The organism is Photobacterium sp. 2_MG-2023, assembly GCF_030547675.1.
Classification (GTDB): Bacteria; Pseudomonadota; Gammaproteobacteria; order Enterobacterales; family Vibrionaceae; genus Photobacterium; species Photobacterium arenosum.
In genome coordinates this window covers 34,660-56,318 of the sequence record NZ_JAUOQQ010000023.1, presented here as the reverse complement: position 1 = coordinate 56,318, position 21,659 = coordinate 34,660, and the positions used below count along the sequence as shown (strand labels likewise).

The window sequence follows — 21,659 nt, the reverse complement described above, 5'->3', positions numbered from 1 at the left end:
TAAAGCCCTGAGAATTATTCCGATTGGTATTACAATAAAGACAGTCAGGTGGTGACTATCCCTGGCTGGCGAAGTGAACGCCAGAGTGCGGAGAATAAGATGAAATTTGTAGATGAAGCGGTAATCCGGGTGGATGCAGGTGATGGCGGCAACGGTACTGTCAGCTTCCGCCGTGAAAAATATGTCCCCAAAGGTGGGCCTGATGGCGGTGACGGCGGTGACGGCGGTGATGTATACCTGCTGGCCGATGAAAACCTCAACACGCTGATCGATTACCGTTTCGAACGTTTTCATGCAGCTGAGCGCGGCGAAAACGGCCGCGGCGGTAACTGTACCGGTAAGCGAGGCGATGACCAGGTACTGTCTGTCCCTGTGGGTACGCGTGCCGTGGACGAAGAAACCGGTGAAGTGATCGCCGATCTGACCCAGCACGGTATGAAGATCATGGTAGCCAAAGGTGGTTTCCACGGTTTGGGTAACACCCGGTTCAAGTCCTCGGTCAACCGTGCGCCACGTCAGAAGACTATGGGCACCAAAGGTGAGATTCGTCACCTGCGTCTGGAGCTGCTGCTGCTGGCGGATGTCGGCATGCTGGGTTTGCCGAATGCCGGTAAATCGACCTTTATCCGCGCTGTATCGGCCGCTAAGCCAAAAGTGGCGGATTATCCGTTTACTACCTTAGTGCCTAGCTTGGGTGTGGTACGGGTCGATAGCGAGCGCAGTTTCGTGGTCGCTGATATTCCCGGTCTGATCGAAGGTGCTGCCGACGGTGCCGGCCTGGGTATTCGCTTCCTGAAACACCTGGAGCGTTGCCGTGTGCTGCTGCACATGATCGATCTGCTGCCGGCAGACGGCTCGGATCCGGTGGAAAACGCCTTCACTATCCTTAATGAGCTGGAGCAGTACAGCGAGAAGCTGGTGAACAAGCCGCGTTGGATCATCTTTAACAAAGTTGATCTGCTGCAGGAAGAGGAAGCTCAGGCGAAGATCCAGGAAGTGCTGGAAGCACTGGCATGGGATGAGAAGTACTTCTGTATTTCTGCGCTGAACCGTACCGGTATCAAGCCATTGACCTATGAGCTGATGGATTTGATTGACTCCATTCCTCAGGCTCTGATTGAAGAAGACGAAACTGAAGAAACCAAAGTCGATTTCAAGTGGGACGATTACCACGAGCAGCAGCTGAAGAAAAGTGCTGCGAAAAGTGATGACGATGACGACGATGACGACTGGGATGATTGGAACGAAGACGATTACGACGTCGAAATCATTTACAAGCCGTAACTGGCCGTTTGATGTGAAAAACCGCTCTTTGGAGCGGTTTTTTTGTGCCTCATCAAATTGGTCTTTCTCATAGCGGAGATAATGATCAACAGAAAAGCTCTGAGGGAGTCAAGATGCAGCCGGTTACAGTTAAAACGGAACGGGAGATTGCCCGGATAGTCGCTCAGGTTGGTCAGCGGCTGTTACAGCATGGCGCGGAATCTGCGGTGGTGGTGGATGTCAGCCAGCGTGTCGGCCTGGCACTGGGGGTGGATGAGGTCAACATTGCATTGACCGCCAATGCCATTGTGGTCACTGTGCATGTGGAAGATCATTGTCTGACGACCACGCGCCGCTGCCGGGATCATGGGATCAATATGGCGATTGTTACCCGGATCCATCATCTGTGCATCATGGCGGAAAAGGGGCTGCTGGATCCTGCGGCTATGACGAAGCGTCTGTTAGCCCTTCAGCCCCAGCGCTATCCGCCGCTGCTGATGATCCTGATGATCGGCCTGTCGTGTGCCGCATTCTGTCTTCTGGCCGGCGGCGATCTGACGGTGGCCCTGATTACCTTGTTCGCCGCATCTGCCGCCATGGCGCTGCGTCTGATGATGGCGCATCATCATTTCAATCCGCTGCTGACTTTTGCTGCTGCCGCGTTTGTCGCGACGGCTGTCTCTGCGTCTGCCCCTTTGTTCGAGCTGGGTAATCAGCCCTTTCTGGCGATGGCATCATCGGTATTATTGCTGGTGCCGGGGTTTCCGCTGATTAATGCTGTCGCCGATATGGTGTCAGGTTTCGTGAATCTGGGTATTTCCCGCTGGGTGATGGCCAGTCTGCTGACCTTGTCGACCAGCCTGGGCATAGTGGCGGCGATGAACCTGTTTAATGTCTGGGGGTGGCTGACATGACGTTCTGGCAATGGCTGTACACACTGTCTGCAGATATGATGCTGGCCGCGATTCCGGCTGTCGGGTTTGCTATGGTATTTAATGTGCCGGTCAGGGCGTTGAAGTACTGCGCCATGGCGGGGGCGCTCGGTCACGGTTGCCGTTTTGTACTCATGTATCAGGGCATGCCGATTGAATGGGCGAGCTTCTTTGCCGCTTTGCTGGTCGGGATGACAGGAATCATCGGGTCGCGCCGGCTGCTGGCGCCACCTCATGTGTTCACCGTGGCGGCCGTGATCCCCATGGTGCCCGGTGTTTATGCTTTTAAGACCATGATTGCGCTGGTGGATCTCAATCAGCATGGTTTTTCTCCTGAGATCTGGCAGCGTATGGCCGAAAACGGGATCACCGCAGCCTTTACCGTGGCAGCGCTGGCCATAGGACTGGCAATGCCCGGCTTAATGTTTTATCGTCGCCGACCAGTGATTTAAAAGGGAGTCGACGTGTGAAGATCAGTATGGTTGCCGCCATGGCAAAAGATCGTGTGATTGGCAAAGACAACGCCATGCCCTGGCACTTGCCAGCCGATTTTGCCTGGTTTAAAAAAGTCACCATGGGCAAACCTGTTGTCATGGGACGCAAAACGTTTGAATCCATTGGCCGGCCTTTGCCGGGACGCCACAATATTGTGATCAGCCGTAACCCGGACTTTGCCGCCGACGGCGTGACGGTGGTGGCCGATCTCCCTGCTGCTCAGGTGGCTGCAGGGCAGGTCGATGAATTGATGATCATAGGTGGCGGCAGCGTGTACGCAGAATGTCTGCCGGTCGCAGACTGTCTCTATCTGACCTTTATCGATCTCAGTGTCGAGGGAGATACTTGCTTCCCGGACTGGGGAGACGGCTGGCGGCAGACGCACAGCGAGCACTACGCGGCCGATGAGAAAAATGCCCACCACATGGAATTTGTGATACTGGAGCGCCAGTAAACCTGCCTGCCGCTGTTTTTTTGCTTCCGGTTTTAGCCGTTACCATGCCAACAGTTGGCATGGTAACGTGTGCCAGCTAGCCGGCCATCGGCGATAAGGCCAGCGATCCCCCTAATAACATCAGTATGCTGCCAATGGTTCGGTTAATCGGCCCTTGTTTGCTCAACATTTTATGTCTCAGTGCTTGCTGGGAGAAGAACAAGGCAACCAGGCTGAACCAGATCCAGTGCGCCAGAGACATGAATAAGCCATAGCCGCTTTGCAGCAAGAGTGAGGTGTCCGGACTGACAATCTGGGTGAAAGTGCTCAGCACAAAAAGCGTGGTTTTGGGGTTCAGGGCATTGGTCAGTAATCCTTGTCTGAACGAAGCAAAGCCGGATAAAACCGCGATATTGTCAGTGGCCAGCGTGAGTTCAGTCTTGCTGCGCAGAGTACAGAAACCGATGTAAACCAGATACAAAGCCCCGACATATTTGATGACGGTGAACAGGGCTGGGGAGGTGGCGATAAGAACCCCTACCCCCAGCATGGTGTAGCCCACATGGATGAGCACCCCCAGCGCAATGCCCAGCGCGGCATACAGACCCGCACGGCGACCGTGCAGATAGCTGTTTCGTGTCACCATTGCAAAATCAGCGCCCGGGCTGATCACCGCGAGAATTGTAATTAACGCGACAGCAAAAAGTTCGGCCATGTGTATATTTCCCTGAATAATGATGAGTAACGGATGGATGAATTGGTTACTATTGTTGATGAAATACAACCCATTGAATATTGATAAGTTGTCATCGAAATCCATGCGAAAAAGTCATCGATTATGAATCTGCCATCGTTAAATACGTTGCGGGTGTTTGAAGCTGCAGCCCGTCATCAGAGCCTGGTAAGAGCCGCGGATGAATTGTGTGTGACCCAGTCAGCGGTGAGCCGTCAGATCAAGCAATTGGAGAGTGCCCTTGGCGTCATTTTGTTTGAGCGACGTAACCGCGGGATCTTTTTGACCTCAGAGGGACAGAAGCTCAAAACAGCTTGCCATGAAATGCTGTCGATTCTGAAAAACACCCTCAGAGAGTTGAAAGCGGAGGAAAGCCAGTCGCCTCTGGTGATTTCCTGTGAACCGACCATCATGATGAAATGGCTGATCCCCCGACTGGCTGATTTCAAGGCCGCCCATCCTGATATTCAGCTGCACCTTAACGCATCGGGTGGTCCGATCGACTTTGTGAAAAGCCAAACGGATGTCGCCATTCGTCGCAATGACTTCAGTTGGAAGCAGGGTTATCATGCCGAGCCGATAGGCCCTGAGTATGTCGGGCCCGTGGTGCTGGCTGAGCAGCATGCGCAAGGAGAGGCGTTGACTTCGCCGACCACTCTGCTGCATACCAAAAGCCGGCCTGCGGCCTGGGCTGACTGGCAGCATCAGGCTAACCAGGCGGTGAATGTGGCAGAAGATGTCTGGTTCGAGCATTTCTATATCATGCTGGAAGCGGTTCAGGCAGGCGGTGGCTACGGGTTAAGTTCGGTGTATATGGTGGGTAACGACATCAGACATCGCCGTCTGGTCGCCCCTGCCGGCTTTATTGCGGACGGCTCATCTTACTATCTGTTATCACCTATCGCGATCGAGGCCGATAACAGGGTGGTAGCACTGCTCAACTGGTTACGTCAGGAAATGACGGCAACCCGTCAGGCGGTCTTCGCGGCTCTCAAGGGTTAAGCGGCGAGCTGAGCACTGAGTGTGTGGAGAAAAAACCTTGGCCCTGTCAGAGCCTGTCTTGCTTAAACCATTGTTGGTCTTCCCAGCGCAGCATAGTGAGCTGATGGCCCCAGACACACCCGGTGTCCAGTCCGATAGCATTTTCATCCTGATAACCCATCAGAGAGGCCCAGTGGCCGAAAATAATGGTTTTTCCCAGCGGCTGCGAGCGCGCAAACTGGAACCAGGGCTGCAGATGCTCGGTGCCCGGTTCGCCCGGTGGCTGCTTGCAATGCATCTCCAGCCGGCCATCGGGATACAGATAGCGCATCCGGGTCAGCGCGTTGATGGTGTAGCGTAACCGATCCAGTCCCGCCAATGCAGGATCCCACTGTTCAGGCTCATTACCGTACATATTGCTCAGCAGCCATTGCTGCTGCTCGCTTTGTAACATGGCCTCGACGTCACGTGCACAGCGGCGGGCATCGTCGAGTTGCCATTGTGGCGGGATACCGGCATGGACCATGACAACAGGGTGTGTGGGGTGTTCGGCCAGCAGAGGCTGGCGGCTGAGCCAATCGAGTAATGCTTCACCGTCGCTGGCCTGCAAAATCTGATCAATCCGATCTTTCTGCTTGGCCTTGCCTATGCCCCGGGCCACGGCCAGTAAGTGCAAATCGTGGTTACCCAGCACGCAGGTGGCACTGTTACCCAGTGATTTCACCAGACGCAGGGTGGCCAGAGAATCCGGCCCGCGGGCAACCAGATCGCCGGCCAGCCAGAGTTCATCGTGCTGTTCACTGAAGCCTGCACGCTCGAGAAGCGTGCAGAGTTCACGGTAACAGCCCTGAATATCACCGACCAGATAGGTTGCCATGATCGACCCTGTTTAGTGAAGAATATTGGGGATAGCCAAACGGAAAGGCACGATTTCGGCATTGAACTCGTTACCATTGTCGTCAATCATGACGTAATGGCCTTCCATCACACCCAGTGGCGTTTCTATGATGGTGCCGCTGGTATAGGTGTATTCATCATTGGGGGCTATGGTAGGTTGTTCACCGACGACACCTTCACCTTCAACTACCAGCTTCTTGCCATTGGCATCTGTGATCAGCCAGCGGCGGCGAAGCAGTTGTGCGTTGCCCTGGCCCAGGTTGCAAATGGTAATGGTGTACGAAAAGACGTAGCGGTTCTGCTCAGGCTCAGACTGATCATCAATGTAATGGGTGATGACCCGGCATTTGATGGTAGGGATAACTTTGTTGTTCACCTTGCTGCTTCCTTTCTGATACGACAATGCCTTTGTGCAAGGCAGTTGCCGGGCGCCATGGCCCGGCATATTACTTAGTGGCTGTGGTTGGCATCCAGCCAGTTAGCCATAGACACAAACTGTTCAAGTGTCAGGTTTTCCGGACGCGAGCCAGGGTTAATGCCCAGGCTTTCCAGCGTGTCCACATCCATGATGGCTTTAAAGCAGTTACGCACCGTTTTACGGCGCTGGTTAAAGCCATCCCGGCAAACACGGTCCAGCCATTTCAGGTTAGTACAAGGATGCGGTAATGTTTCATACGGCGCCAGTCGAACCACAGCAGAATCTACTTTAGGTGCGGGTTTGAAGGCGCTGGGCGGCACTTCAAGCACTGGCATCACTTTGCAGTAATATTGTGCCATCACGGTCAGGCGGCCATAGGCTTTGGTGCCCGGGCCGGCAGCCAGACGATTGACCACTTCTTTTTGCAGCATGAAATGCATATCTTCAATATGCTGATGGAAACTGAACAGGTGGAACATCAGCGGCGTTGAAATGTTGTAAGGCAGGTTGCCAAAAATCCGCAGTTTGTTGTTTTCCCTGATCAGCTGAGTGAAGTCGAAACGCATGGCATCGCCTTCATGGATAGTCAGCTTACCGGACAGATCCGGGTGATTGCGTAATCGCTCAGCCAGATCGCGGTCAAGTTCAATCACCGTAAATTTATCGACTTGTTTACCGACTGGCTCGGTCAGAGCGCCCAAACCAGGACCGATTTCAACCAGATTCTGGCCCGGTCTCGGGTTAATTGAGGCGACAATGTTGTCGATGATGTATTCGTCGTGCAAGAAGTTCTGGCCAAAGCGCTTACGGGCGCGGTGGCCTAAATGGACCTGATCACTGCTCATTGTTTTTTATCTACCATTTCGATGGCGTGGGTAAGCGCTGTCCAGAGGCTCCCTGTGTCCGCCTGTCCGGTACCGGCGAGTTCCAATGCGGTACCATGATCAACTGATGTTCGGATAAAAGGTAATCCCAGAGTGATATTGACGGCATTACCGAATCCTTTGAATTTCAGCACTGGCAGACCCTGATCGTGGTACATTGCCAGTACGGCATCGGCTTCGGCCAGGTACTTATCCTGGAAAATCGTATCGGCTGGCAGCGGGCCAACCAGATCCATACCGTCCTGCTCTCTCAGAACATTCAAGGCCGGAGTGATCACTTCGATCTCTTCACGGCCCAAGTGGCCATCTTCACCGGCATGCGGGTTGAGGCCACAAACATAAATTTTCGGTTGTTTGATGCCAAACTTGCTGATCAGATCGGCATGCAGCACCCGAATCACCTGATGAATACGATCTTCAGTCACCGCTTTGGCCACATAAGCCAGCGGAATGTGGGTGGTTACCAGCGCCACACGCAACCCTTCGGTTGCCAGCATCATCACCACTTGGTTGGATTGTGCCTGCTGGGCGAAAAATTCTGTGTGTCCGCTGAATGATACGCCCGCACGGTTAATGATGCCCTTATGCACCGGCCCGGTGACCAGTGCGGCAAATTCGCCGTCCATATTGCCTTCGGCAGCACGGCGGAGGGTGTCCAGCACATAATGTCCGTTGTGCTCGTCAAGCTGGCCTGGGGTCACACTGGCTTTCAGTTGGTGGCTGTCCACCACCAGAGTGCCTGCACGATGTGGCTGAGCCGGACGGCTTGGATCATAGCTGATGATTTCCAGCGGTAAGCCCAGCAGGGCCGCACGTTCTGCCATAAGTTCGGCGTTGGCACAAACTACCAGCTCGTGCGGCCACGGCTGTTGTGCCAGCGCCACGACGAGATCCGGGCCAATACCCGCCGGTTCTCCCGGCGTGATGGCAATACGTTTAACCTTGTTCATCATCAAATCCTGGTTGTTCTATATAGGCGCCGGCCCGCAGTTCCTGCAGCCACGCCTGGGCTTCCTCGTTAAATTTACGGCTGAAGAGAATCCGGTAAGCACGGTTCTTCGCGGCCGCATCGGTGCGGTCAACCTGACGGCGATCCAGCACTTCCACAATATGCCAGCCGTGTACCGTCTGGAACGGTTCACTGATGGTGCCTGCAGGCAGGGTTTCAACCTGCTGTTTGAATTCAGGGACGTAAATATCTGGCGTCTGCCAGCCCAGTTCACCGCCATTGGCCGCAGAGCCCGGATCGGCACTCAGTGCCTGGGCTGCATCAGCAAAGCTGCGCTGACCGGCGATAATGTCCTGGCGAACCTGCTCGAGCTGTTTCTTCGCTCCTTCATCGCTAAGGATGACAGAAGTTTTCAGCAGGATGTGGCGGGCATTGATTTCAGTGACTGAGACAGTCTCCTGGCCTTTCACATCATTGATTTTGAGAATGTGGTAACCCACACCGCTGCGGAATGGCCCTATGATAGCACCTTTCCCCTGACCTTGGATCTGATCGGCAAAGATAGTCGGCATTTCTTCCGGGCTCATCCAGCCCCAGGCACCCCCCTGCAGAGCTTTGGGACCATTTGACGCACTGTAGGCCAGGTTGGTGAAATCAGCCCCCTGATTCAATTGCGCCAGCAGTTCGTTGGCTTTGCGCTCGGCCGTCTGGCGCTCAGACTGACTGGCACCTTCGCCCAGGCGGATCAGGATATGGCTGACATTGTATTGCACGCTTTCCTGCTGCTGCTGGCCCAGTTGGGTCACCAGGCTGTCCACTTCCTGCGGCAGAATGTTGATCCGGCGGCGCACCATAATGGTACGGGCTTCGCTGGCAGTCAGGTCACGGCGGATTTGTTCGCGGAAAATCGGGTAGCTGATGCCACCGGCTGCCAGCTCCTGCTGCAGATGGGCCACGGACATGTTTTGCTCGGCTGCAATCTGGCTGATCGCCTGATCCAGGCGGTTGTCATCAATACGGATACCAAATTGTTCTGCCTGTTGCAGCTGCAGGGTTTCCATGATGAGCTTTTCCATCACCTGATTGACCAAAATGCTGTCATCCGGCAGAGGCTGGCCCTGACGCGCCGCATTGAGGTGGACGGTTTTCAGCATCGCATCGACGTCGCTTTGCAGGATAACGCTGTCGTTAACAATAGTGACCACTTTGTCCAGTGGCTGCAGGGCGGCCAGTGAACCGGTTGTCAGGCCCAGAAGAGTCAGGCCGAGAATAAAAGACTTCCACATTTTCATATCCGTATCCAGGGCGCTTCAATGCGCGGTTGGTTAGGGCGGGCCTTGGCCCGGCCTGTTAATTGTTCAGGTAGAAAGGTCGTCCGTATGCAATGGCATTGCCACTGGCTGACGACGCGCCGACGGCGGAAACCCCTGCCAGGCCAAGTAGTGAGAACGAGATACTGAAGTTCTGTTCGTACTCAACCGGCTGGGTGTTGACGTTGCTGCGCGCCACCATGTACTGGTTGTAGCCCAGCGTGATCATCCAGCAGTCGGAGCGGTAATTGAGTGAGACCTGGCCTTCCACCATCTGGTTTTCCGTTACATCGTGGTAGTAATCCCCCCGTACACTCAGTCCGGCGTGAATCGGGAATCCGGTTGAGAAGCCAATCTGAGAAATACCTTCTTGGGTGTAATTATCTATCTGGTTGTTATCCGGCAGGCTCTGCTGGATGTATTCTTTTGACACGTAGCGGTAGTTCAGCTGGCTGAACAGGCCGCCTTCGCGGTATTCCAGTGCGGCGTTGGCAAACTGCATGTCTCTTTCACTGGCATCATATTGCAGGCCGCCGTGAAAGAAGAGCCAGTCATTAAAGTTGAAATCAGACTCAAACGCCGAGGCCGAATAATTCGGCTGTGATTCGCCTTCTTCCTGCAAATTCCGGCCGGAATCGTTGAGGTAGAAAATCTGGCCAAAGGCGAGGTTGAAGCGCTCTTTCAGATTATTGTCGAAAAAGCGGGTGGTGGCACCGACAGTAAACTGGTTGGCGGCGGCAATGCGGTCGACGCTGGAGTAACGGCGATCACGGAACAAACCGTAATAATCGGTTTGCAGGATAGTGGTGTCGTATGAGCCGTAAATGTCGCTCTGCTCCACATCCTTGATGTACAGGTACTGGAGTTGCGGTTCCAGACTCTGGACATAAGCATCACCGAACAGGTCAGTATCCCGCTCGAAATACAAGCCTGTCAGCATTCGCAGACTGGGCACAGTCCGGGACGCTGTTTCTTCCAGATCTTCCAGACCGGCGATTGTGGGATCGAACTCCTGATTGTAGTAGGTGTACATCAGCTTGGCTTCCGTGGTCATTGACCACCAGGGAGTCGCGAACGGCAGCGTCAGAGACGGCTCTAAATGGACACGATCGGCAGATGGTTTCGTCGAATCGTCATTTTCAAACCGGCTGATATGGCTCAGGAAGCCAAAGTCCAGATCATAACCCAGTTCAGGCTCGTAGTAGTTGAAGGTCAGCTGCGGCATCAAACGGTAGTTGGATGACACACCCGGCGTCAGCGGCTGGAAGTTCCTGACCCGCAAGGTTGAGTTCCACTTTTCTTCCTGATAGGTCACTTCGCCGGTTTGCAGCAGGTTGTTGTCTTCCCGGCGGCCGATCTCTGAATCGACATCCGAGAAATAGGTCACGTCGCTGACCTTGCTGTAATCAATGTTGAACAGCCAGTTATCCTGATACCGGCCGCTGTGGGACCAGTTGTAGGCCCAGCGTGCATCGTCAGTATCGGAGGCTTCATCGCTGCCGAGATATTCCCCTTTCAGGCTGCCTTGTCCCAGATCAGTGAGATAACGGAACTGGCTGTTGAGCTGCAGGCCGCGGTTACTCATGTATTTCGGAGTAAAGGTCAGATCGTAGTTGGGGGCAATATTCCAGTAAAACGGGGTTTCCAGCTCAAAACCGTCACGAGAGCCGTAACTCACGGTTGGATAGAGAAAACCGGTCAGCCGTTCGTCACCAACAGGTACACGCAGGTAAGGCATGTAGAACACCGGCACTTCAAGTATTTCGAACCGGGCGTTATACAGGTCAGCAAACGGTGAATCAGCTTCACGTTCAATGCTGGTGGCAGTAAATTGCCAGCTTTTATCACCGGGCGGGCAGGTAGTGTAAGTGCCGTTGCGCAGGCGATAGTAGGTCATGCCCTGCTTTTCAATTTTAGTGGCTTCACCCCGGCCGGCTTCACAGGTCAGGCTATAGACGGCGTTGTTGATTTCTGCATCGTCGGTATCCAGGTTGTTGTGCATGTTGTCAGCATAAACTTCAATGCTGCCATCGTGGAAATACACGTTGCCTTTGGCACTGACAGTATTATTTTGCTGGTTCATGGTGGCGACATCGGCTGCCACTGTCCGGTTGGATTGCCGAACCACCACATCGCCGGAGTAGGTCACACTGGCGTCGCTGTCCGCCTCTGCCTTATCGGCGGTGATTCTGATCGGGGCATTATTGGGATCACCGTCACTGGGATCCGGGGCCAGGCACATGCCTTTGACCAGAGCAAGCTCTTCCTCTGCCGTCGGGCTGGCTTCATTCTCAATGAGGGCATCATTGGCGAAAGCTGACGGGCCATATAAAGCTATGCTGATCATGGTCGCCAATAAGCTGCGAGAAGTGAATGACATTGAGATTTAATTTCCTGTGTTCATGATATAGCGCAAAGGTGTCCAGACCGGCCCTGCCGTCCCCGCAATAAAGGCTGCTATGATAAAGCAATTTCTGCTTATCGGCATCTCTATGGGGCTCTGTAATCATCGGACCGGATAAATTCATTATTGTTTTTTCTGCTATTATGCCGCGAGGTCTTTATCGGACGGCGCTGTGCTTTATGACAGCAAGTCACGCTGACAGACCTATCTCTTTTCGTAAGACTAGACGGCATTCGTGGGCACAATTTAGCAAATTACCAGAGAGTATAACATGCAGGTGTTGGGCAAGATTTTAGGGGCATTTTTTGGTTTCCTTCTTGGTGGACCTATCGGGTTGTTATTAGGCATCTTTTTGGGTCATAAGTTCGATCGGGCGCGTGCCGGTGTTTATCAGGGCGGCAGTTTTGGTCGTTTTAGCCAGGGTCAGGCAGATCAGCATGAACGTCAGGCGGCGTTTTTTCATGCGGCGTTTGCTGTGATGGGTCATATGGCCAAGGCGAAAGGCCGGGTGACCCAGGATGAAATCCGCGTCGCCAGCGCGATTATGGACCGAATGCAGCTGCATGGTGATGCCCGCCGGCTGGCTCAGGAAGCTTTTCGTGACGGCAAATCAGAAGATTTCCCCCTTCAGGAAGTGCTGGCCAGGGTGCGTCAGCAAGGGACGGGGCGGCTTGATTTGTTGCAGTTTTTTCTCGAATTGCAGATCCAGGCCGCGTTTGCCGACGGCAGCCTGCATCCGAAAGAGCGCCAGTTACTGTTCGTGATTGGCCGTGCCCTGGGTTTTTCCGATCAGCAGCTGGAAAGGCGTCTGCATATGCAAGAAGCGGCGTTTCGCTTTCAGCAGGGCGGGGGCTTTTATCGCCAGCAGTCACAGCAACAGCAGGGCGGTTTTCGACAGGCACCAACCCGGGATCAGCTCAGTGATGCGTATGAACTGCTGGGCGTCGAACAACAGGCCAGTCCGAAAGATCTGAAACGGGCTTACCGCAAACTGATGAACGAGCATCATCCTGACAAACTGGCGGCCAAAGGTTTACCGCCAGAGATGATGGAGCTGGCAAAGCAGAAAGCACAGGAACTGACGGCAGCTTACGAGCTGATAAAAAAAGAAAAAGGCTTTAAGTAAGTGGCCAGCCCCTCAGACACAGTGCTGAGGGTGGCCGGCGACAAAGCCTTCCAGATTGTCGATCAGCTGATTGGCCAGCGCCTGAATGGCCGAGTCCGCTCCCCAGGCCACATGGGGCGTCAGCAGCAGGTTTGGCAACGCTGCGTTTGCCAGCAGCGGGTTAGATTCGTCGGCGGGCTCCTGGGTAAACACATCGCACCCGGCACCGCCCAGGTGGCCGGATCGCAGTGCTTCAACCAGATCCTCTTCGTTAACCAGTCCGCCGCGGCCGGTATTGATAAGCAGGCTGCCGGGCTTCATTTGTGCCAGTTCCGGTGCCGCAATCAAATTGGTTGTTTCCTCACTGAGCGGACAGTGCAGCGTAATTGCATCGGCGGATTGCAGCACCTGCTCAAAAGGCAGGTAACCGTCGCGGCATGATGCTGCGCCTTTGCGTTCAGCAAATACCACCTTCATACCAAGGGCTGAGGCCAGTTTAGCGACCGCCTGTCCCAGACTGCCGCTGCCGATCACCCCCAGCGTGCTGCCGGCCACATCGCCAATCGGGTGGCTGAAAAAGCAAAATTGTTTCTTCTCCTGCCAGACGCCGGCCTGAATATCTCTGTGGTACGCGAACAGGTTGCGTTTGAGCGCAAACAGCATGGCAATGACGTGCTCTGGCACCGAGCCGGTGGCATAACCGCGAATGTTACTGACCACTATGCCGTGTCCGCGGCAGTAGTCCAGATCGACATTATTGGTGCCTGTGGCGGCAATGGCGATCATTTTCAGCTGCGGCAACTGACGCAGAGTGTCAGCATTGAGCACGACTTTATTGGTGATGGCTATGGTGGCCTGTTGCAGCCGTTCAGCAACCTGCGCCGAAGAGGTGATCGGGTATTCCTGCCAGTGGTGCGCAAAGGCCGGGCGGGGCAGGGTGATCTGATGGGGGATGGTATCGCGGTCGAGAAAAACTATCTGGTGCATCACTCTGGCTCCCTGCTGATGCGTGTGGTTGATGGCACACAGTAAACACCAGCGGGTGGCAGGCTGCAAGTTGGGCAAACAAGTCTGCCGACTCAGAGGTCGGCAGCTAAGGCCGGTTGTACTTTACAGCGTCCGCTCGGGCGCGTCGGAATAGAATTCGCACGGTGCGAACACATGACGTGCTTCGTTGCTGTAGGGGTGGAAAAAGCTCAGTTCCGCCGCGTGCAGTTGCAGGCGGGGGGCCAGTGCTTTGGCCTGATCGTGGGCATAGAAACCATCGCCCAGGATCGGGTGGCCCAGCGCCAGCATGTGAACGCGAAGCTGATGAGATCGTCCTGTGACCGGGCGCAGTCTGACTAAGCTGCTCTGGCCGTCACTGGCAATCACCTCATAATGGGTCACCGAGGGTTTGCCGTCGTTAAAGCAGACTTTCTGTATCGGGCGGTTGGGCCAGTCGCAAATCAGCGGCAGATCTATGGTGCCGCTTGGCTGCTCTGGCGTGCCCCAGACCCGGGCGTAATAGACTTTTTCGGTCTGACGATCACGGAACTGGGCTTTGAGGTGCCGTTCGGCATCCTTGTTGAGCGACAGTATGATCAGGCCGGAAGTGGCCATGTCCAGACGATGCACAATCTGCGCTTTGGGATGCTCGGCCAGCACGCGGTTAAACACGCTGTCGGCATGAGCCGGATCGCGGCCGGGATTTGACAGCAAACCGGAAGGCTTGTTGACGGCTATGATATCGCGGTCGACATACAGAACATCCAGCCAGGGATCGGTAGGCGGGTTATAGTCCAGCGGTGGTAAGGGGTTCATGTTCGGGCTATCTCAGGTTGTACGCACAGGCAGCGGCGAAATGGTAACACAGGGCGGCAGGGAGTACCTACCGCCCGGATATTGCCGTATCAGTTATGGCTGACGGCGATGACACGCAGCGAATCGAGCTGAATCTGGGCTTTGCTGATGTAAGCGGTCAGATCCTGAATCTGGCTTTGCAGCAACTCCAGCTCATCGTCCCGGATGTTAGGGTTAACGGACTTCAGGGCCTGCAGACGGGCCAGCTCTGCCCCTAAGGTGTTTTCCATATCCTGTTGCGCGGCCTGGCGCACTTTGGCCAGCTCAGGTTCGATCAGCTGATCGCCAGCGGCAATCAGGGCATGGATGTCTCTCTGGACCGAATTCACCAGTTTGCTGCCCAGATGACGGTTGACCGGACTCAGCTGGCGGTTGAAGCCTTCGAACTCGACTTTATCCGACAGATTATTGCCTTTGGCATCCAGCAGGATACGGATAGGCGTGTGCGGCAGGAAGCGGCCGATGCCGGATTGTTTCGGTGCCTGGGCATCGACCACGTACACCAGCTCCAGCAACAGTGTGCCGGCGGGCAGTGCCTTGTTCTTGAGCAAAGACACCGCAGTGGTGCCGACACCTTCCGACAGCAGCAGATCAATCCCGCCCTGAATCATAGGGTGTTCCCAGCTGATAAAGTGCATGTCTTCACGCGACAGCGCGGTATCACGGTCAAAGGTAATGGTGCAGCCATCCTGCGGCAAACCCGGGAAACTCGATACCAGCATGTGCTCAGACGGGGTGATAACCAGGGCATTTTCGCCTCTGTCATCCTGATTGAGGCCCACAGTGTCAAACAGCCCCAGCGCGAAGGTCACCAGATTGGTATCGCCGTCTTTGGCGGCAATCTGCTCGACCAGCTCACGGGCGGCATCGCCACCGTTGGAATGGATCTCCAGCAGACGGTCGCGGCCCTGTTCCATTTTGCTCTTCAGCTCAGTGTGCATGCGGGCGCTGTCGGCAATCAGCGAGTCCAGCGCCTCAGCGCTATGGTTTTCACTGGCCAGCAGAGTGATCAACTGCGGCTGAATGGCTTCATACACAGCACGGCCTGTCGGGCAGGTTTCTTCAAAGGCATTGAGGCCCTCGTTATACCAGTGCGCCAGCAGCGCTTGCGAGGTGCCCTGCAGGTGCGGCACATGGATCTCGATATCCCTTTGCTGGCCGATGCGGTCCAGACGGCCGATACGCTGTTCCAGCAGATCCGGGTTGTTCGGCAGGTCGAACATTACCAGCTGGTTGGCAAACTGGAAATTGCGGCCTTCAGAGCCGATTTCCGAGCACAGCAGCACCTGCGCGCCGTCTTCTGTCTGAGCGAAGTAAGCGGCCGCTTTGTCGCGGTCGAGAATTGACATGCCTTCGTGGAACACAGTGGCCCGGATGCCTTCTTTTTCGCGCAGTGCCTGCTCCAGATTGAGCGCGGTTTGCGCGCGGGAGCAGATCACCAGCACTTTTTCATTGCGGTTGGCTTTGAGGAAATCCAGCAGCCAGCTCACCCGCGGGTCGAAGTTCCACCAGGTGGCCGATTCGCCTTCAAATTCCTGATAAATATCTTCCGGGTACAGCAGCTTGAGCACTTTTTCTTCTTCGCTGATTTTCCCCATCATCATGCCGGCGACACGCATGGCCGTGCTGTACTGAGACGGCATCGCCAGCGGGTACAGATTGAGGTGACGCTGAGGAAAGCCCTGCACCGCTGCACGGGTGTTACGGAACAGCACGCGACCGGTACCGTGGCGGTCCATCAGGTTGTCGACCAGCTCCTGTCGCGCGGCATGCTGGGCGTGTTCGTCGCCCTGCGTGGTCAGTGTGTCCAGCAGCGGGGCAATGTCCTGCTCTGGCAGCAGATTGATCAGTGTCGCGCGGCTGTCGTCGTCCAGTTTTTTGCCGGCCAGCAGGTCTGACACGGCATCGGCGACCGGGGCGTACTGGCGCTCTTCATCGAGAAAGGCATCGTAGTCGTAGAAGCGATCCGGGTCGAGCAGGCGCAGGCGGGCGAAGTGGCTCTGATGGCCCAGCTGATCCGGCGTGGCCGTCAGCAGCAGGCAGCCCGGGGTTTTCTCGGCCAGGGCTTCCACCACCTGGTACTCACGGCTTGGCGCCTCTTCACTCCACACCAGGTGGTGGGCTTCATCGACTACCAGCAGATCCCAGTCGGCGTCCAGCGCCTGTTCGAAACGGCGGCGGCTCTTGCGCAGAAAATCCAGTGAGCACAGCACGTATTGCGCGGTATCAAACGGATTGGCCGCATCGGCAATGGCCTCGACACAGCGCTCTTCATCGAAGATAGAAAAATACAGGTTGAAGCGGCGCATCATCTCAACCAGCCACTGATGCTGCAGGGTTTCCGGCACCAGGATCAGAATACGCTCAGCGCGTCCCGCCAGCACCTGCTGGTGGATGATCATCCCGGCTTCAATGGTTTTACCCAGGCCCACTTCGTCGGCCAGCAGGACACGGGGGGCAAAACGGCGGCCCACTTCATGGGCGATGAACAGCTGGTGCGGGATCAGGCCGGCACGCATCCCGCACAAGCCGCGCAGCGGACTCTTGTGCTGCTGGTGCTGGTTTTTCAGGGCACGGTAGCGCAGGGCGAAACGGTCCATGCGGTCAATCTGACCGGCGAACAGCTTGTCCTGCGGCTTGTTAAAACGAATCTGGTTGCTGAGGAAGATTTCGCGCAACGATACATTTTCTTCCCCGGTATCGGTACGGGTGCCGACATAGGTCAGCACCCCTTGTTGTTCTTCCACTTGCTCGACCCTGAGCGACCAGCCTTCCTGACTCTCAGTCACATCACCGGCGTTGAACATCACGCGGGTGACAGGGGCATCATGGCGGGCATACACGCGATTCTCTTCGCTGGCGGCAAACATAAGGGTGACAGTACGCGCATCCATGGCGACCACAGTTCCTAACCCTAAATCACTTTCCGTGTCACTGATCCAGCGTTGACCCAAAGCAAATGGCATAGTGGAAAAAACCTTCTAAATATTTGAAATCAAGGAGAATTGGATCCCGGCGACGATGAATAAATCAACTACACTGAAATTAAGTGTAAGCCACAAATGGCGCCGGCAAAAAAGGGGGCTAATGGTACTGCATGATGGGAGCCAGGTCACGGGCTAAGTGATGGACCCATCAAGTGAGAAAATTGTCACAATATTTTCATTTTTTGCGGTCATTAATGAAAAGCGGGTTTAGGCTTATTAATGATAGCCTTTGCCAATGGCTATTTCAGGTGAACAAGGAGACGTCTATGGACGATGCTGATAGGAAAGTCTTTGTACTTGATACCAACATCCTGTTACATGAACCCCTCGCCATCTACTCTTTCAAAGAGCACGACGTAGTGATTCCCATGACGGTCCTGGAAGAACTCGACCGGATCAAAGACAGCAAACGCGACGTTGCCCGCGATGCACGTGTTGCTATCCGCGCCCTCGAAGATATCTTCCACGATGCCACGCCGGAACAAATCTCAGCCGGGATCCCCCTGACTGAGCAAGGTGATCACAAAGGCCGTATCGCGATTTTCGCCGATTACGAAATCCACGAAACTGTGCATGCCTTTGCCGACAAGGCCGGTGACAACCGTATTCTCAATGGGGTGCTCTACCTCCAGAATCATTATGCGCCGCGCAAGGTGGTGCTGATCACTAAAGACATCAATATGCGCCTGCGTGCCAAAGGCGCCGGGGTGTTTTACGTCGACGATTACCGGTCAGATCAGCTGATTGATGATGTCAGCCTGCTGACCAAAGGGTTCCACCGCTATCCGGCCAGTTTCTGGGAGCGTGTGGGTGAGTGCCATTCTGAAAAACGCGGCCGTTCGACCTTGCATACGCTGCCGCAAGAGCTGTTTGATTCGCCTTTCGTCAACCAGTACCTGATTGATGAAGATACCGATTTCGCTGCCCGGATCCAGAGTCTGGACGGGGAAATGGTCACCCTGAAAGATCTGGGGCATGAGCGCCTGATGCACCGCCAGGCATGGGGTATTCATCCGAAGAACATTTATCAGGGAATGGCGATGGACGCGCTGCTCGATCCTGATATCGATCTGGTGATCCTGACCGGCCCGGCCGGGTGTGGTAAAACGATCCTCGCGATGGCCGCCGCACTGGAGCTGGTGATAGAAAAAGGCATGTACGACAAGATCATTGTTACCCGCAATACCCCGGACATTGCTGAATCTATCGGTTTCCTGCCGGGCACGGAAGAAGAGAAAATGATGCCCTGGCTGGCGGCAGTGACAGACACCATGGAGGCCTTGCATAAGCACGATGTCTGCACTGACGGTTCGATGAAATATATTTTCGAAAAAGCCAATATCCAGTTCAAATCGATTAACTTTATGCGCGGCCGCTCTATCCAGAACGCTTTCGTGTTGCTGGATGAGTGTCAGAACCTGACCGCGTCGCAAATCAAGACCATCATCACCCGCTGTGGTGAGGGCACTAAGCTGGTCTGTTCCGGTAATCTGGCGCAGATCGATTCCACTTACCTGTCGCCTGTGACATCAGGCTTAACCTATATCGTTGAACGATTTAAGAATTTCGAGGGCAGCGCCAACATTTACCTCAATGGTGTGGTGCGCAGCCGTCTGGCGGAATTTGCTGAAGAAAATCTGTAATTCACTGGGCGGGATCCGCTGAGCGGATCTTAAGCATTCATCGCCCGAGGTACTTCCTTAATCTTTCATCTTCCGGCTCCCCCAGCACTTGCTGGGTGGGGCCGCATACCCGGATTTCACCCTGCTCGACAAAGGCACAGTGATCGGCAATCTTTAGCGCATCGTCCGGACTGTGGGTGATCATCAGCACAGTGATCCCGGCTTCCTTGGCCAGACTGGCGATCAGATCCAGCATTTCCTGCCGCAGCGCCGGATCCAGTGCGGAAAACGGCTCATCGAGTAACAGCAGAGGGCGGTGTCTGACCAGGCAGCGTGCCACGGCCACCCGCTGTTTCTGGCCGCCGGACAGCTGCTCAGGCAGGCGATCCAGATAATGAGCGATGCCGACCCGCGCTGCCGCATCTTTGACCTGAGCCTGATCAGCGGTGCTGAGGCGCAGCCCGGGATGGATACCCAGAGCAATATTGTCAAACACGCTCAGATGCGGAAACAGGTTGTGATCCTGAAACAGGATCGACAGCGGCCGCTCGGCCGGATTCTGCCTGTCGATCACTTCACCGTTGATCCTCAGTTCGCCGCTGTCCGGCTTGAGAAAACCGGCGATCATCGCCAGCAGGGTACTTTTGCCCGCCCCGCTGGGGCCGATCACCGCCAGAATATCTCCCTGCGCGACCGACAAATCAAAGCTGAGCTGCATAGACTCCTGATTATGGTGACGGTAGCAATGGCTCAGTTGAGATAAAGCGAGCATAGGTGAGATCATAAGTTATCCGTTAGCAGTGCGGTCAGACGAGGGATGTCGGGACAATAACAGGCTTTCCACCACAGTGAAAATACCCAGGCTGAGCAAGAGCAGCAGCAGGGCGGCAACGGCGGCAGCATCCATCTGATAGCTGTCCATCAGCTGGAACAGGTACAGGGGCAGGGTCTGAAAATCCTGGCTGCCGAACAGCGCAATGGCACCCAGATCGCCCAGTGACAACACGAAGCTGATCGCCATCGCCTGGGCCATAGGTTTGCGCAGTGCCCGCCATTCCACCAGATACAGGCGCGACAGGCCGCGCATGCCCAAACTCTGGCACAGCGGGTTGTATTGCTGCGCGAGATGCAACATCGGCTGGCTCAGGGTTTTGATGACATAAGGCAGTGCCATCAGGGCATTGACGGCCACTACCACCCAGAAGGCCGAGGCAAAGACGTCGGTGAATTCGCGCAGCAGCAGAAACAGACCTGTGCTGATCACCAGCCCGGGTGTGACCAGAATAATGGTACCGATCAGCTCCAGCCCGTCGGCAGAGAGGCGGTAGCGCTGCAGCCGCCAGTAACGGCTGGCACAGAGTATGGCGATACCGCTGATCAGTGCCAGCAGGCAGGCCAGCAGCGCGATTTGCAATGAATGGCTGATCGCCTGCCACAGGGCGGGGGTGCTCAGCAGCTGTGGCAGCTGGTCATTGAGCCCGGCGCTCAGTACTGCCAGCATAGGCGGCAGTACCAGCAGCAGTACTAAGCCAATCCAGCATCCGTCCCATACCCTTGCTGTGCGACTGTCGAGATAATTCGGATGCCCCTGGCGAACCCGGCCGCTGAGCGTGGACAGCGGTCTGGCAAAGCGCTGGCCGAGCAGCACCAGCGAGCAACACAGCAGCATCTGCCATAACGCCAGCATGGCACCAGCGGCTAAATCAAAGTCGTATCTCAGCGCCTGATAGATCGCCAGCTCTATCGTGGTGGCTTTCGGGCCGCCGCCCAGCGACATAATCACCGCAAAGCTGGTAAAGCACAGCATGAACACCAGCCCGGCGATCTGAGGCAGTTGCTGATGCAGCCGCGGCCAGGCAACCAGCCGGAACAGTGGCCAGCCTTTCATGCCCAGGTGGGCCGCAAGCTGATGCTGTTCGGCCGGAATACTTTCCAGGCTTTGCAACAGCAACCGGCTCGCCAGCGGCAGGTTGAGAAAGACATGAGCGAGCAGAATGCCGTTCAGACCGTAGATGCTGAACGGCAGGGTCATGTCCAGCCTTGCCAGTGCTTGTGCCAGCAAACCGCTGTTGCCATAGATAGCCAGCAAACCAAACACCGCCACCAGTACCGGCAGTACCACCGTCATGGCAAACAACCTGAGTAATACAGTCCGGCCCGGAAAACGGCGCCGCGACAGAGCGTAAGCGACAGGGATCGCCGGAATCACACTGAGCAGGGTCGATAACAGGGCCTGTTGAAAGCTGAAGGCCGTGACATGACGCAGGTAAGGATCCTGCCACAAGCTGAGCGGTTGCAGTTCGGTGGCCTGACTCAGCAGCGCGCTGAGCGCCCCGCCGACCACAAGCAGTATCAGCCCGGCGCTTAACAGGCCGGGCAGGCTGGAACGGGAGAGTAACAAGAG

The 21,659-nt window shown here is 55.4% G+C and carries 19 protein-coding genes; 7 read left to right on the top strand and 12 right to left on the bottom strand.

Translation table 11 applies throughout. The annotated features are described in order from the left end of the window. Positions 1-99 precede the first annotated feature (99 nt). The 4 genes from cgtA to folA all read left to right on the top strand — a co-directional run bounded on the left by cgtA (position 100) and on the right by folA (position 3,144). On the top strand, positions 100-1,284 hold the full coding sequence (gene cgtA / locus Q4491_RS16800) for an Obg family GTPase CgtA (RefSeq protein WP_192015410.1): 1,185 nt from the start codon (positions 100-102) through the stop codon (positions 1,282-1,284). Between the two features lie 113 nt (positions 1,285-1,397). Further along, positions 1,398-2,177, top strand: coding sequence for a threonine/serine exporter family protein (locus Q4491_RS16795; protein ID WP_303459151.1), 780 nt, complete (start codon positions 1,398-1,400; stop codon positions 2,175-2,177). Beyond that, positions 2,174-2,647, top strand: a complete 474-nt coding sequence (locus tag Q4491_RS16790) for a threonine/serine exporter family protein (RefSeq protein ID WP_225445129.1) — start codon at positions 2,174-2,176, stop codon at positions 2,645-2,647. The genes Q4491_RS16795 and Q4491_RS16790 overlap by 4 nt, the downstream gene beginning before the upstream one ends. Positions 2,648-2,661: 14 nt before the next feature. Beyond that, positions 2,662-3,144, top strand: coding sequence for a type 3 dihydrofolate reductase (gene folA / locus Q4491_RS16785; RefSeq protein ID WP_192015412.1), 483 nt, complete (start codon positions 2,662-2,664; stop codon positions 3,142-3,144). Between the two features lie 76 nt (positions 3,145-3,220). Here the strand turns inward: folA and Q4491_RS16780 are convergent, their stop codons facing one another. Further along, positions 3,221-3,838: a LysE family transporter gene (locus Q4491_RS16780; protein ID WP_237793734.1), complete on the bottom strand. Its 618-nt coding sequence runs from the start codon at positions 3,836-3,838 to the stop codon at positions 3,221-3,223. A 123-nt stretch (positions 3,839-3,961) separates the two neighbouring features. On the opposite strand from Q4491_RS16780, the gene Q4491_RS16775 reads away from it, so the two are divergent. Next, complete coding sequence (locus tag Q4491_RS16775; RefSeq protein WP_303459145.1) at positions 3,962-4,858, top strand: LysR family transcriptional regulator; 897 nt, start codon at positions 3,962-3,964, stop codon at positions 4,856-4,858. 46 nt (positions 4,859-4,904) lie between these two features. Here Q4491_RS16775 and Q4491_RS16770 read toward each other — a convergent pair whose 3' ends face one another. The 6 genes from Q4491_RS16770 to lptD form a co-directional block, all read right to left on the bottom strand. After that, complete coding sequence (locus Q4491_RS16770) at positions 4,905-5,714, bottom strand: symmetrical bis(5'-nucleosyl)-tetraphosphatase (RefSeq protein WP_218383571.1); 810 nt, start codon at positions 5,712-5,714, stop codon at positions 4,905-4,907. A gap of 12 nt (positions 5,715-5,726) precedes the next feature. Next, the gene (gene apaG / locus Q4491_RS16765; protein ID WP_303459140.1) at positions 5,727-6,110 is read right to left on the bottom strand and encodes a Co2+/Mg2+ efflux protein ApaG; all 384 of its coding nucleotides are present in this window, start codon (positions 6,108-6,110) and stop codon (positions 5,727-5,729) included. Positions 6,111-6,184: 74 nt separating this feature from the next. Beyond that, positions 6,185-6,997, bottom strand: a complete 813-nt coding sequence (gene rsmA / locus Q4491_RS16760) for a 16S rRNA (adenine(1518)-N(6)/adenine(1519)-N(6))-dimethyltransferase RsmA (protein ID WP_218383568.1) — start codon at positions 6,995-6,997, stop codon at positions 6,185-6,187. Continuing rightward, positions 6,994-7,986 (bottom strand): 4-hydroxythreonine-4-phosphate dehydrogenase PdxA, encoded by a 993-nt coding sequence (gene pdxA / locus Q4491_RS16755; protein ID WP_192015417.1) that lies wholly within the window; start codon positions 7,984-7,986, stop codon positions 6,994-6,996. The genes rsmA and pdxA overlap by 4 nt, the downstream gene beginning before the upstream one ends. Then, positions 7,973-9,277: a peptidylprolyl isomerase SurA gene (gene surA / locus Q4491_RS16750; RefSeq protein WP_192015418.1), complete on the bottom strand. Its 1,305-nt coding sequence runs from the start codon at positions 9,275-9,277 to the stop codon at positions 7,973-7,975. The genes pdxA and surA overlap by 14 nt, the downstream gene beginning before the upstream one ends. A gap of 58 nt (positions 9,278-9,335) precedes the next feature. Continuing rightward, positions 9,336-11,675, bottom strand: a complete 2,340-nt coding sequence (lptD, locus tag Q4491_RS16745; protein ID WP_192015419.1) for an LPS assembly protein LptD — start codon at positions 11,673-11,675, stop codon at positions 9,336-9,338. 295 nt (positions 11,676-11,970) lie between these two features. On the opposite strand from lptD, the gene djlA reads away from it, so the two are divergent. After that, positions 11,971-12,825 (top strand): co-chaperone DjlA, encoded by an 855-nt coding sequence (djlA, locus tag Q4491_RS16740; RefSeq protein ID WP_192015420.1) that lies wholly within the window; start codon positions 11,971-11,973, stop codon positions 12,823-12,825. Positions 12,826-12,837: 12 nt separating this feature from the next. Here the strand turns inward: djlA and Q4491_RS16735 are convergent, their stop codons facing one another. The 3 genes from Q4491_RS16735 to rapA all read right to left on the bottom strand — a co-directional run bounded on the left by Q4491_RS16735 (position 12,838) and on the right by rapA (position 17,612). After that, positions 12,838-13,791 carry a D-2-hydroxyacid dehydrogenase gene (locus Q4491_RS16735; RefSeq protein WP_303459191.1) on the bottom strand — a complete coding sequence of 318 codons (954 nt, stop codon included), beginning with the start codon at positions 13,789-13,791 and terminating at the stop codon, positions 12,838-12,840. A 123-nt stretch (positions 13,792-13,914) separates the two neighbouring features. Continuing rightward, positions 13,915-14,607: a bifunctional tRNA pseudouridine(32) synthase/23S rRNA pseudouridine(746) synthase RluA gene (gene rluA / locus Q4491_RS16730; RefSeq protein ID WP_192015421.1), complete on the bottom strand. Its 693-nt coding sequence runs from the start codon at positions 14,605-14,607 to the stop codon at positions 13,915-13,917. An 89-nt stretch (positions 14,608-14,696) separates the two neighbouring features. Then, on the bottom strand, positions 14,697-17,612 hold the full coding sequence (gene rapA / locus Q4491_RS16725; RefSeq protein WP_218383560.1) for an RNA polymerase-associated protein RapA: 2,916 nt from the start codon (positions 17,610-17,612) through the stop codon (positions 14,697-14,699). A gap of 287 nt (positions 17,613-17,899) precedes the next feature. Here rapA and Q4491_RS16720 point away from each other — a divergent pair, with 287 nt between their 5' ends. After that, positions 17,900-19,276: a PhoH family protein gene (locus Q4491_RS16720; RefSeq protein ID WP_192015423.1), complete on the top strand. Its 1,377-nt coding sequence runs from the start codon at positions 17,900-17,902 to the stop codon at positions 19,274-19,276. Positions 19,277-19,313: 37 nt separating this feature from the next. Here Q4491_RS16720 and thiQ read toward each other — a convergent pair whose 3' ends face one another. Both thiQ and thiP read right to left on the bottom strand, forming a co-directional pair. After that, on the bottom strand, positions 19,314-20,039 hold the full coding sequence (thiQ, locus tag Q4491_RS16715) for a thiamine ABC transporter ATP-binding protein (RefSeq protein ID WP_303459129.1): 726 nt from the start codon (positions 20,037-20,039) through the stop codon (positions 19,314-19,316). Positions 20,040-20,042: 3 nt separating this feature from the next. Next, a complete protein-coding gene (thiP, locus tag Q4491_RS16710; protein ID WP_303459188.1) occupies positions 20,043-21,635 on the bottom strand; it encodes a thiamine/thiamine pyrophosphate ABC transporter permease ThiP in 1,593 nt (530 codons plus the stop codon). Between the last annotated feature and the right edge of the window lie 24 nt (positions 21,636-21,659).